Origin of the sequence: Pseudoduganella aquatica (assembly GCF_020865585.1) — a bacterium.
In the GTDB taxonomy this organism is placed as follows: domain Bacteria; phylum Pseudomonadota; class Gammaproteobacteria; order Burkholderiales; family Burkholderiaceae_D; genus Rugamonas; species Rugamonas aquatica_A.
In genome coordinates this window covers 6,735,076-6,747,291 of the sequence record NZ_CP086370.1, presented here as the reverse complement: position 1 = coordinate 6,747,291, position 12,216 = coordinate 6,735,076, and the positions used below count along the sequence as shown (strand labels likewise).

The 12,216-nt window shown below is 66.8% G+C and carries 7 protein-coding genes; all 7 read left to right on the top strand.

Annotated elements, in window-relative coordinates; translation table 11 throughout:
• Positions 1-66: 66 nt before the first annotated feature.
• The 7 genes from KT882_RS30145 to KT882_RS30115 all read left to right on the top strand — a co-directional run bounded on the left by KT882_RS30145 (position 67) and on the right by KT882_RS30115 (position 12,202).
• A complete protein-coding gene (locus KT882_RS30145) occupies positions 67-1,305 on the top strand; it encodes an acetylornithine/succinyldiaminopimelate transaminase (protein ID WP_161071063.1) in 1,239 nt (412 codons plus the stop codon).
• Positions 1,306-1,430: 125 nt separating this feature from the next.
• The gene (locus tag KT882_RS30140) at positions 1,431-2,462 is read left to right on the top strand and encodes an arginine N-succinyltransferase (RefSeq protein WP_161071062.1); all 1,032 of its coding nucleotides are present in this window, start codon (positions 1,431-1,433) and stop codon (positions 2,460-2,462) included.
• A 13-nt stretch (positions 2,463-2,475) separates the two neighbouring features.
• Complete coding sequence (gene astA / locus KT882_RS30135) at positions 2,476-3,525, top strand: arginine N-succinyltransferase (protein ID WP_161071061.1); 1,050 nt, start codon at positions 2,476-2,478, stop codon at positions 3,523-3,525.
• A complete protein-coding gene (astD, locus tag KT882_RS30130; protein WP_161071060.1) occupies positions 3,518-5,002 on the top strand; it encodes a succinylglutamate-semialdehyde dehydrogenase in 1,485 nt (494 codons plus the stop codon). The genes astA and astD overlap by 8 nt, the downstream gene beginning before the upstream one ends.
• Before the next feature lie 12 nt (positions 5,003-5,014).
• A complete protein-coding gene (astB, locus tag KT882_RS30125) occupies positions 5,015-6,355 on the top strand; it encodes an N-succinylarginine dihydrolase (RefSeq protein WP_161071059.1) in 1,341 nt (446 codons plus the stop codon).
• A gap of 131 nt (positions 6,356-6,486) precedes the next feature.
• The gene (locus tag KT882_RS30120; RefSeq protein ID WP_228894034.1) at positions 6,487-11,211 is read left to right on the top strand and encodes an NAD-glutamate dehydrogenase domain-containing protein; all 4,725 of its coding nucleotides are present in this window, start codon (positions 6,487-6,489) and stop codon (positions 11,209-11,211) included.
• Positions 11,212-11,215: 4 nt separating this feature from the next.
• On the top strand, positions 11,216-12,202 hold the full coding sequence (locus KT882_RS30115) for a succinylglutamate desuccinylase (protein WP_228894033.1): 987 nt from the start codon (positions 11,216-11,218) through the stop codon (positions 12,200-12,202).
• The last annotated feature ends 14 nt before the right edge of the window (positions 12,203-12,216 follow it).

The following is a 12,216-nucleotide window of genomic DNA, read 5'->3' as shown; positions in this document are numbered from 1 at the left end:
TATAATGTCGTACCACCCGTAGCCGCCTGGTTGCGGCCGTACCTCTATACATTGATAGGGAATGCCATGAACGCAAAGCTTGATTCGACTGTAACCACTCGCCCTGTCACCCGGCAGACTTTTGACGAAGTACTGGTTCCAACCTACGCGCCAGCCGCGATGGTGCCGGTACGCGCATCGGGCCTGGACCTGTGGGACCAGAACGGCAAGCATTACCTGGACTTCACCTCCGGCATCGCCGTGACGGCGCTGGGCCATTGCAACCCTGTCATCGTCGAAGCGCTGACCCGGCAGGCCAACACCCTGTGGCACCTGGGTAACGGCTACACCAACGAGCCGGTGCTGCGCCTGGGCCTGGCCCTGACCGAAGCCACCTTCGCCGACCGCGCCTTCTTCTGCAACTCCGGCGCCGAAGCCAACGAAGCGGCCCTGAAGCTGGCCCGCAAGCACGCGCACGCCAAGTTCGGCGCGCACAAGTCGCGCATCATCTCGTGCTTCAGCTCCTTCCACGGCCGCACGCTGTTCACCGTGTCCGTAGGCGGCCAGTCCAAGTACACCGAAGGCTTCGAGCCGCTGCCGCCGGCCATCGACCACATTGAATACAACGACATCGCTGCGGCGCGCGCCGCCATCGGCGACGACGTCTGCGCCGTGATCGTGGAACCGATCCAGGGCGAAGGCGGCGTGCTGCCGGGCGACAAAGCCTTCCTGCAAGAGCTGCGCGACCTGTGCGACAAGACCGGCGCCGTGCTGATCTTCGATGAAGTACAGTCGGGCATGGGCCGCACCGGCCACCTGTTCGCCTACCAGGGCTACGGCATCACCCCGGACATCCTGACCTCGGCCAAGGCGCTGGGCAACGGTTACCCGGTGGCGGCCATGCTGACCACCAACGAGCTGGCCGCTTCGCTGGGCGTCGGCTCGCACGGCACCACCTACGGCGGCAACCCGCTGGCCGCCACCGTGGCGCTGGCCGTGGTCAATGTGATCAACCAGCCGGCCTTCCTGGCGCGCGTGCGCGAAGCGTCGGCCAAGATGGTGGCGCTGCTCGAAGGCCTGGCCAAGGACTACCCGGCCATCCTGTCGACGGTGCGCGGCAGCGGCCTGCTGCTGGGCGTGGTGGTGGCCGACGCGTGGAAAGGCCGCTCCAAGGACATCCAGAAGGCAGCCGAAGCGCAAGGCCTGATGGTGCTGATCGCCGGCACCGATGTGGTGCGTTTCGCACCGGCGCTGGTCGTGACCGACGAGCAGATCGCCGAAGCCGGCCGCCTGCTGCGCGCAGCGCTGGACAGCCTGGCTGCGTAATACCGGCGGGTTACGCTGCGCTAACCCGCCCTACGCCCGCTTTATGGCGCGTAGGGCGGGTTAGGCGGCACGCCGCAACCCGCCATGCCCGCAGCACCCGTAAGTATAAAAACAAAGGAGTTCACATGTATGTTGTCCGTCCGGTAGAACTTGCGGATATCGCAGCGCTGGAAAAGCTGGCTGCGGTAAGCATGCCGGGTGTCCATACCTTGCCCAAGACGCGCGACAAGATCGCGCAGGCGGTCGAGGCTTCGATCGCATCCTTCAGCGCCCACGTGGACATCCCCAGCGAGGAGTCCTACCTGTTCGTGCTGGAGTCCCTGGCGGACCACGGCATCGTGGGCACCGCCGCCATTTTCGCGTCGGCCGGTTCCAACGGCACGTACTTCTCCTTCCGGAACGACGTGATCCAGCAGGTCTCGCGCGACCTGAACATCAGCCATAGCGTGCACGCCCTGACGCTGTGCTCCGAGCTGACCGCGTATTCGCAGCTGTCCAGTTTCTACGTCAACGAAGCGGTGCAGAACCGCCCCGAAGCGGCGCTGCTGTCGCGCGCGCGCCTGCTGTTTGCCGCCATGGCGCCGCAGCGCTTTGCGGACCGCTTCTTCGTGCCCCTGGCCGGCGCCACCGGCGCAAACGGCGAGTCGCCGTTCTGGGACGCCGTGGGCCGCAAATTCTTCCAGATGGATTTCCTCGACGCCGAACGCACCATAGGCGGCGCCCGCAACCGCACGCTCATCGTCGAGCTCATGCCGCACTACCCGGTCTATGTGCCGCTGCTGCCGGGCGACGCGCAGGCCGTCATGGGCCAGATCCACCCGTCCGGCGAGCTGGCTTTCAGCCTGCTGACGGCCGAAGGCTTCGAGGCCGACGACTATATCGACATCTTCGACGGCGGCCCTATCCTGCAGGCGCACAAGCACGCGCTGCGCACCTGCACCTCGTCGCTCCAGCGCACCGTGGCCACGCCGCGTCCTTCGCGCTCCGGCGAGCCGGTGGTGCCTTACGCGGTGGCCGCCAACGCGGGGCAGGAGTTCCGCGCCGTGGTGGTGGCCGTGCCTGCCATTGAAGGCAGCGCCACCATAGCCCTGCCGGTGGAAGTGCAGGAAGTGCTGCAGGTTGCCGAAGGCGGCAACGTGATTTGTGTACGCATCTGAAAAAGAGACCTTTATGCTAGTAGTACGCGCCATACAAGCCACCGACCTGGACGCCCTGTATGACATGGCCAGCCAGGTCGGCTCCGGCATGACCACGCTCAAGCCGGACATGAAGATGCTGGGCGACCGCGTGGAAATCGCCGTCGCCTCCTTTGCCGAAACCATCCCGCCCGAAAAGCGCGACTACATGTTCGTGATGGAAGACACCGACAGCGGCCGCCTGGCCGGCGTGTGCGCCATCAAGGGCTCGGTGGGCCTGGACGAGCCGTTCTACAATTACCGCATCGGCACCCTGGTGCATTCCAGCCGCGAGCTGAAAGTGTTCACGCGCATGGAAACGCTGTACCTGTCGAACGACCTGACCGGCAGCACCGAACTGTGCTCGCTGTTCCTGAACCCGGACTACCGCCACGGCAACAACGGCAAGTTCCTGTCCAAGTGCCGCTTCCTGTTCATCGCCCAGTTCCCGCACCTGTTCACCGAAAAGCTGATAGCGGAAATGCGCGGCTACCAGGAGTCCAGCGGGCGCTCGCCGTTCTACGAAGGCCTGGGCCGCCACTTCTTCAAGATGGAGTTCGACCATGTCGATGCGCTCACCGCGCAGGGCAAGAAGTCCTTCATCGCCGAGCTGATGCCGCGCCAGCCGCTGTACGTGGCCTATCTGCCGCAGGACGCGCAGGACGTGGTGGGCAAGGTGCACACGTCCACCGTGCCGGCGCGCCGCCTGCTCGAGCAGGAGGGCATGCACTTTGAAGGCTATGTCGACATCTTCGACGCGGGGCCGGTGCTGCAGGGCCGCGTGTCCGAACTGCGGGCGGTGCGCGACAGCGCCCTGGCCGTGGTCGATGTGGACACCGACATGACGCACGCCTGCGCGCCGCAGATGGAGCCGGTGCTGGTGTCGAACACCAACCTGAAGGATTTCCGCATGGTCCTGTCCGAAGCCGCTGCGGTGAACGGCAAGATCGACCTGTCCGCCGACGACCAGAAGCTGCTGCGCGTGCACGCCGGCGACGTCGTGCGCACCCTGACTCTCAACGTGAGGAAGAACACCCATGTCTGACGCATCCAGCAACACACTCAGTAACTTCATCAACGGCCAGTGGTCCGCCGGCCACGGCGCCGAACTGGTGACCATCGACCCATCGAACGGCAAGCAGACCTGGGCCAGCCGCGAAGCCACCGCCGAAGACGTGGCCGCCGCCGCCGGCGCAGCGCGCGCCGCCTTTGAAGGCTGGGCGCTCGCGCCGCTGGAGCAGCGCGTGGCCGTCGTCACCCGCTTCCGCGACCTGCTGAAGGAAAACGCCGAAGCGCTGGCGCTGCTGATCGCCGAGGAGGTGGGCAAGCCGCTGTGGGAGGCGCGCACCGAAGTGACCACCATGGCCAACAAGGTGGACATCTCCCTCCAGGCCTACGGCGCGCGCACTGGCGAAACGCGCAGCAAGGTGGCGGACGGCGAAGCCGTGCTGCGCCACCGTCCGCATGGCGTGTTCGGCGTGTTCGGCCCTTACAACTTCCCCGGCCATCTGCCCAACGGCCACATCGTGCCGGCCCTCATCGCGGGCAACACCGTGGTGTTCAAACCTAGTGAATACGCGCCGCGCACCGCCGTGAAAACCGTGCAGCTGTGGGAGCAGGCAGGCCTGCCTGCCGGTGTGCTGAACCTGGTGAACGGCGGCCGCGACACCGGCATCGCCCTGGGCCAGAACAAGGATATCGACGGCGTGCTGTTCACCGGCAGCAGCCAGACCGGCGCCGCGCTGCACCGCCAGTTCGCGGGCCAGACCGGCAAGCTGCTGGCGCTGGAAATGGGCGGCAACAATCCGCTGGTGGTGTGGGACATCAAGGACGTGGACGCCGCCGTGTTCATGGCCGTGTCGTCCGCCTTCATCTCGGCCGGCCAGCGCTGCACCTGCGCGCGCCGCCTGGTGGTGCAGGCCGGTCCGGCGGGCGACGCCTTCGTGGCGCGTCTGGTGGACGTGGCGTCCAAGCTGGTGGTGGGCGCGTCGAACGCCGAGCCGCAGCCTTTCATGGGTCCCGTTGTGTCGGCGCCCATCGCCGCGCGCCTGGTGCAGGCTCAGCACGACATGGTGGCCAAGGGCGGCAAGCTGCTGCTGGAAATGAAGCAGCTGCAGGAAGGCACGGGCTTTGTTTCGGCCGGTATCGTGGACACCACCAATGCCAAGGGCATCCCGGACGAGGAGTGGTTTGGCCCGCTGCTGCAGATCATCCGCGTGGACGATTTCGACAGCGCCATCAAGGTGGCCAACGCCACCGAATACGGCCTGGCCGCCGCGCTGGTCTCGAACAACGAAGCGCTGTGGAACAAGTTCCAGGTGCTGGCGCGTGCCGGTATCGTCAACTGGAACCGTCCCACCACGGGCGCGGCCAGCAGCGCGCCGTTCGGCGGCGTGGGCAAGTCGGGCAACCACCGTCCGAGCGCCTACTACGCGGCGGACTACTGCGCCTATCCAGTCGCATCGATCGAGAACAGCGTGCTTGAAATGCCGGCCAAGCTGTCTCCAGGCATGAACTTCTAAGGAAACGACACCATGCGGCAAGCACGTGAATTCAACTTCGACGGCCTGGTAGGCCCATCCCACAACTACGCCGGCCTGTCCTTCGGCAACGTGGCTTCGTTCAACAACGTCAAGAGCGCGTCGAACCCGAAGCAGGCCGCCTTGCAGGGACTGGCGAAGATGCGCGCGCTGGCGCAGCGCGGCTTTGCGCAAGCGCTGCTGCCGCCGCAGGACCGTCCGAATTTCCGCCTGCTGCGCAGCCTGGGCTTCACCGGCAGCGACGCCGATGTGCTGGCCAAGGCCTACAAGGAAGCGCCGGTGATCCTGGCCTGCGCCTACTCGGCCTCGCCGATGTGGACCGCCAACGCCGCCACCGTCAGCCCGTCTGCGGACACCGGCGACGGCCGCGTGCATTTCACGCCCGCCAATCTGAACAACAAGCTGCACCGCGCTTTCGAACACGCGCAGTCGGCACGCAGCCTGCGCGCCATCTTCAACAACCCGCGTTACTTCGCCGTGCATGATGCGCTGCCCGGCACGCCGGCCTTTGGCGATGAAGGCGCGGCCAACCACACCCGCCTGTGCGCCGCGCACGGGGCCGAAGCAGTCGAGATGTTCGTCTACGGCCGCGTGGAGTTCGACGCTGCCGCGCCTGCGCCCAAGCGCTTCCCCGCGCGCCAGACGCTGGAGGCATCGCAAGCCGTGGCGCGCCTGCACGGCCTGGCTGCGGAGCGCACCGTCTACATCCAGCAGAATCCAGACGTGATCGACCAGGGCGTGTTCCATAACGACGTGATCGCGGTCGGCAACGGCAACGTGCTGTTCTACCACGAGCAGGCCTTCGCCGACGAAGCGGCCACGCTGGCGTCGCTGCGCGCGGCCATGGCCGATGTGGGCGCGGACCTGCAGGCGGTGCGCGTGGACACCGGCGCCGTGGCCGTGGCGGACGCCGTGCACAGCTATCTGTTCAACTCCCAACTGCTGTCCAAGCACGACGGCAAGATGGCGCTGGTGATACCGCAGGAGTGCCAGGAAAACGCCGCCGTGGCGCGCTACCTGGAAAGCCTGGTGGCCAGCGGCGGCCCGGTGAATGAACTGATCCACTTCGATTTGCGCCAGTCCATGCGCAACGGCGGCGGCCCCGCGTGCCTGCGCCTGCGCGTGGCGCTGACGGACGAGGAATCGTCGGCCATGCACCAGGGTGTGATCATGACCGAGGCGCTGTACCATACGCTGGTGGCGTGGGTGGAGAAACACTACCGCGACCAGCTGGAACCGAAAGACCTGGCCGACCCCGCGCTGGCGCTGGAAGTGCACGCCGCGCTGGAGGAGCTGAGCCGCATCCTCGGCCTGCCAGGGCTGTATGATCTGTAAGTTGTAGAAAACCGGATTCATCCCCATATGGTGCCGGGGCCAACCCCCGCCACCGAACAAAAGCGTCGCCCGCCGTCCAGCCACAAGCCCCACGGTGAGACGGATACTTACAACGTATTGGAGAAGCAACGATGACACAAATGCCACAAGACCTGCGCAAACAGACGCTGGACCTGATCAACGCGAACAAATCGGCCGACAGCGGACAAGTCTCCGCCCTGATCGGCGCCTGGCTCGCGGCCATAGACGAAGAAGACCTGGCCGGCGTTGCGCCGGACAGCCTGGTGCCGGTGCTATGGGAAGGGTTCACGCAGGCGGCCAAGCGCAGCGCGGCAGGTGTGCAGATCGCCAAATTGCGCTACGCCGACGGCCGTGGCGGCAAGGCGACCGCGTTGCTGATACTGAACGACGACATGCCTTACCTGGTGGACTCCATCGTCATGGCCCTGCGCAAGCAGCGCCTGATCGCCAATGGCGTGCTGAACGCCGTGCTGCCTGTGGCGCGCGGCGCCGACGGCGTGGCGACGGCTGTGGGCGGTGCTGGAGACAAACTCGAATCCTACGTGCTGGTGCTGCTGGCCGACGACCTCGCCGAAGGCGACCTGGCGGCCCTGGTGGCGCGCCTGGAAATGGTGGCGCGCGACGCCGCCGTGGTGCGCCGCGACCTGGACGCCATGAAAGAGCGCTTCACCAGCGTGGGCGCGGCCGCTGCCGCCAACGGCGGCGAGCAAGGGCAGGAAGTGGCCGCCTTCCTGGACTGGGCGCGCACCGAAGGCTTCGAGCCATTCGGCTACGCCTACTACCAGGTGAAGCCGGGCGTGCGCGAACTGGAACGCGACATCCCCAGCCGCATCGGCGTGCTGCAGGACACCTCGCATCCGGTCTACGGCACCTGCCTGGCCAGCATTCCCGGCGACTTCGACACGCTGTCCAAGCGCCCGCACACCCTGTCCATCGTCAAGGCCGACGTGGAAGGCACGCTGCACCGCGACCAGCAGCTGGACTTCATCGGCGTGCGCAACACCGACGCCAACGGCGCCATCCTGGGCGAGCACTGCTTCGTGGGCCTGTTCACCCGCGCCGCCACCATTACCCCGCTGACCCGCATGCCCTTCGCGCGCGGCCGCATTGCGCAAGTGCTGCAGATTGCAGGCGTGCGCAAGGAAGGCTTCCGCGCCGAGAAATTCGTCGAGATCCTGGAATCGCTGCCGCGCACCGAAGCGCTGGAAGCGGAACCGCAATGGCTGGCCGATGTGTGCGGCGCCGTGGTGTCGCTGTACAAGCAGCCGCGCACCAAGGTGTTCGCCCGCCGCGACGTGTACGCGCGCCACCTGAACGTGCTGGTCTACCTGCCGCGCGAACGTTACAGCGCCTCGGTGGCGCACGCGCTGGCCAAGGCCCTGCAGCAAAGCTCGGGCGCTTCGCATGTCAGCTCGCAGACCCTGGTAGCCGACGGCCCGCTGGCCCGCGTCTACCTGATTGCGCATGCCGCGCGCTACCCGCTGGACCTGGAATCCGACATCCAGCGTCCGCTGCTCTCCATCCTGGACGGCTGGCACAACAGCTTCTCCGCGCTGGCAGACGCCGTGTTTGAAGAAACCACCCGCGCCAGCCTGCGCAAGCTGTGCGCCACGCTGCCGGTGGACTACGTGAACGCCACCGCGCCCGCCGTGGCCTTCCATGACCTGGGCGCCATGCTGCGCCAGGGCGAAGCGGGCCGCGTGGCCGCGCGCGTGGAACTGGCGTCGGCCGACAGTGCCGCCACCACCATCCGCCTGTATTCGGTGGAGCGCGTGCCGTCGCTGTCCAACATCCTGCCGGCGCTGCATAACGCAGGCGTGGCGATCGACCGCGAGCAGACCTACGCCATCCACGCCGCCGACGGCAAGCGCCACTTCGTCACCAGCCTGCTGGTGGACGCGGACAGCGCCGCCAAGCTGGCGCAGCCCGGCGTGGCCGAAGTGGTGCAGGACCTTGTCACTTCGCTGTTCAACAATGAAGCCGAAGACGGCCGCCTGAACGGCCTGGTCATCGAAGGCGGCTTGAGCACCCGCCAGGTGCAGCTGGTGCGCGCCTACGCGAGCTACTGGCGCCAGGCGGGCAGCCGCTTCTCCGTGCGCTATGTGGCCGAAACGCTGCGCAAGCAGCCCTTGCTGGTGAAGGAGCTGGTGGACGCCTTCGAGCAGCGCTTCAATCCCGCGCTGCCGGAAAGCGAGCGCGCGGCGGTGCTGGACAAGCTGGCCGCCATCAAGTCGCGCCTGCCGTCCGTGAACCACGCGGACACCGAGGAAATCATGGCCGCCATGGTGGACCTGGTGGCCGCCACGCTGCGCACCAACTACTACCAGAACAAGCAGCAGGGCGACAAGATCATCTTCAAGTTCGACACCAGCAACCTGGCGCTGGTGCCGGAGCCGCGTCCGTTCCGCGAGATCTTCGTGTTCTCGCGCCGCTTCGAAGGCGTGCATCTGCGCGGCGGCCCTGTGGCGCGCGGCGGCCTGCGCTGGTCTGACCGCATGGAAGACTACCGCACCGAGGTGCTGGGCCTGGTGAAAGCGCAGATGGTGAAGAACGCCGTCATCGTGCCGGCCGGCGCCAAGGGCGGCTTCGTCTGCAAGATGATGCCGAAGGACGCCGTGCGCGAAACCATTGCCGCTGAAGGCGAAGCAGTGTACCGCCTGTTCATTTCCAGCCTGCTGGAAGTGACCGACAACCGCGTGCTGGGCAAGATCGTGTCGCCTGCCGACACCATCTGCTACGACGGCAACGATCCTTACCTGGTGGTGGCCGCCGACAAGGGCACCGCGACCTTCTCCGACATCGCCAACGGCATCGCCGTGCAGCGCGGCTTCTGGCTGGGCGACGCCTTCGCCTCGGGCGGCTCGAACGGCTACGACCACAAGAAGATGGGCATTACCGCCAAGGGTGCGTTCGAAGCGGTCAAGCGCCACTTCTACGAAATGGACCACAACATGGAGACCACGCCGTTCACCCTGGTGGGCGTGGGCGACATGTCGGGCGACGTGTTCGGCAACGGCGTGCTGCTGTCGAACCAGATCAAGCTGCTGGCCGCGTTCGACCACCGCCACATCTTCCTGGACCCGAATCCGGACACCGCCGTTTCCTTCGCCGAACGCCAGCGCATGTTCGCGCTGCCGCGCTCCTCGTGGGAAGACTACAACAAGGAACTGATCTCGCAGGGCGGCGGCGTGTTCCCGCGCAGCGCCCGTTCCATCGAACTGTCGCCGCAGATCCGCGCCGCGCTGGACATCGAAGAGACCGCGCTGTCGCCTGAAGAGCTGATGCACCGCATCCTGCTGGCGCCGGTGGACCTGTTCTACAACGGCGGCATCGGCACCTACATCAAGTCGTCCACCGAGTCGCATGCGCAAGTGAAGGACCGCGCCAACGACAACATCCGCGTCAACGGCAACGAGCTGCGCTGCAAGATCGTGGCCGAAGGCGGCAACCTGGGCGCGACCCAGGCCGGCCGTATCGAGTTCGCGCTGTCCGGCGGCCGCATCTTCACCGATGCGATCGACAACTCGGCAGGCGTGGACTGCTCGGACCACGAAGTGAACGCGAAGATGTGGCTGGACGTGGAAATGAATGCCGGCCAGTTGTCCGAAACGGACCGCAACCGCATCCTGAACGAAATGACCGGCGACATCGAACGCCTGGTCCTGCGCGACAACACGCTGCAAACCCACTTGCTGGTGCGCGAGCAGCAGGCCCAGTCCGAAGCTGCGGTGCAGGACGGCTATGCCGCGCTGATCGCCAGCCTGGAAGAAGAGGGCGCGCTGTCGCGCGAACTCGAGCAGCTGCCCAGCGTGGCCGAACTGGCGCGCCGCAAGCTCGATGGCCGTGGCCTGACCACGCCGGAACTGGCGGTGGTGATCGCCAACGTGAAGAACCGCTACAAGCGCATGCTGTCCGCGCTGCCGCTGACGGAGGAGAGCTGGGCCGAGGCGGTGCTGAAGCCTTACTTCCCGGACCTGCTGGTGGCCACCCGTCCTGCGCTGGCGCACCCGCTGGCCAACGCCATCCTGGCCACCGTGCTGGCCAACGAATCGGTGAACCGCTGCGGTCCGCTGATGCTGCGCGAACTGGCCGCTGAACACAGCGCCGGCGAGGCGGACGTGATCCTGGCCTGGGGCCAGGCATGGTCCGCGCTGAACCTGGCGCCGGTGTTCGAGGCGCTGGATGCGGATGCGCTGAGCGTGCCGCGCGCGGTGTCGATCAAGGTTGACGGCCGCACCCGCAGCCTGCAGCGCGCCGTGATCCAGGGCGTGCTGTCGGTGCCAGGCGAGCAGCTGCGCGCAGCCGGCGGCGTGGACGAGCTGACCCGCTTGTTCGCCCAGCCGGACATGCTGAAGAAACTGGTGCCGGCCGATGGCCAGTCCGAAGCCGACACCACGCCGGGCCTGCGCCCAGCGTTTGTCCACGCGTGGAAAGCGGTGGACGCGGTGGAAGCCGTGGCGGCCTTCGTGTTCGCGGCGCTGTCGGTCAAGCGTCCGGGCGGCATGGACCTGCCGGCCTTCCTGCAAGTGGGCATGGCCCTGCGCAGCCAGGCCGGCATCGATACGCTGGAACGCGGCCTGAAGCTGCCTGCGCAAACCCGCTCGCAAGAGCAGCTGCGCAGCTACGCCCAGCACGCCCTGCGCCGTACCCAGCAGCGCCTGCTGACGCAAGTGCTGGCCCGCGCCACCAACGGCCACGACGCCACCGAAGCCGTAGAAGTCGTGACCAACACGCTGGGCCTGTCCGGCTACGCCACCTCGGCGGACCTGGAGCAGGCGATGCTGGACGTGTGGGCGCTGTCCGAAGCGGCGAACGCCGTTCCGCTGGCGGCGTAAGCGCATGGCGATGTTGCCTGAAGCAGTGCGGGCGCTGGCCGAGGCGGACTTCAGCGCCGTCGCGGCCCGCTTCGCGGCGGCCGGTTTTGCGGTGGCGCAGCCGGCCGACGGCATCCTCACGGTAACGCGTCCGGAAGCTGGCGCCGCCCGCCCGGCGGTGCTGGTCTCCGTCGGCGTGCATGGCGACGAGACCGGCCCGATCGAAGTGGTGGCGTATTTGCTGGACGCCTTGTCACGTCAGCCTTCCGCGCTGGCGGTGGACCTGATGCTCTGCGTCGGCAACATCGGCGCCATCCGCGCCGGCAAGCGCTTTATCGACGCGGACCTGAACCGCATGTTCCGCGCCGAGAGGGGCACGCTGGAAGGTACGGCCGAAGCTGCGCGCGCCGACGTGATGGTGGCCGCCACCAGCGCCTTCTTCAAGCATGCAGGCCCGGTGCGCTGGCACCTGGACCTGCACACCGCCATCCGCCCGTCGGTCTACCCGACCTTCGCCATCGTCCCCGAAATCATCGAGGACGGTGCGAGGCAAAAGCTGATCGGCTGGCTGGGGCAGGCGGCGATAGGCGCCGTCATCATGAATCCTGCATCGGTGGGAACGTATAGCTACTACTCGGCCGAGCACCACGCGGCGGCCGGAACCACCATAGAACTGGGCCGCATCGGCACGCTGGGCGAGAACAACCTGGAGCAGTTTGCAGAGGCCTCGCAGGCGCTGGACGATCTGCTGCGCGGTGCGGAGCCGAAGCACGCGAAACAGGCGCCCCACGTGTACGCCACCGCGCGCCAGATCATCAAGCTGAGCGACCAGTTCCAAATGGCGTTTGGCAAGGACACCTGGAATTTCACGCCGCTCAAGCAGGGCGACGAAATCGCGCGCGACGGCGACACGGTCTACACCGTGCAGCACCCGGAAGAGATGGTGGTCTTCCCCAATCCCGATGTCCGCATCGGCCTGCGCGCAGGCCTGATGGTGGTGCGGCTCTCTTAACGCGGTTTAGTCCA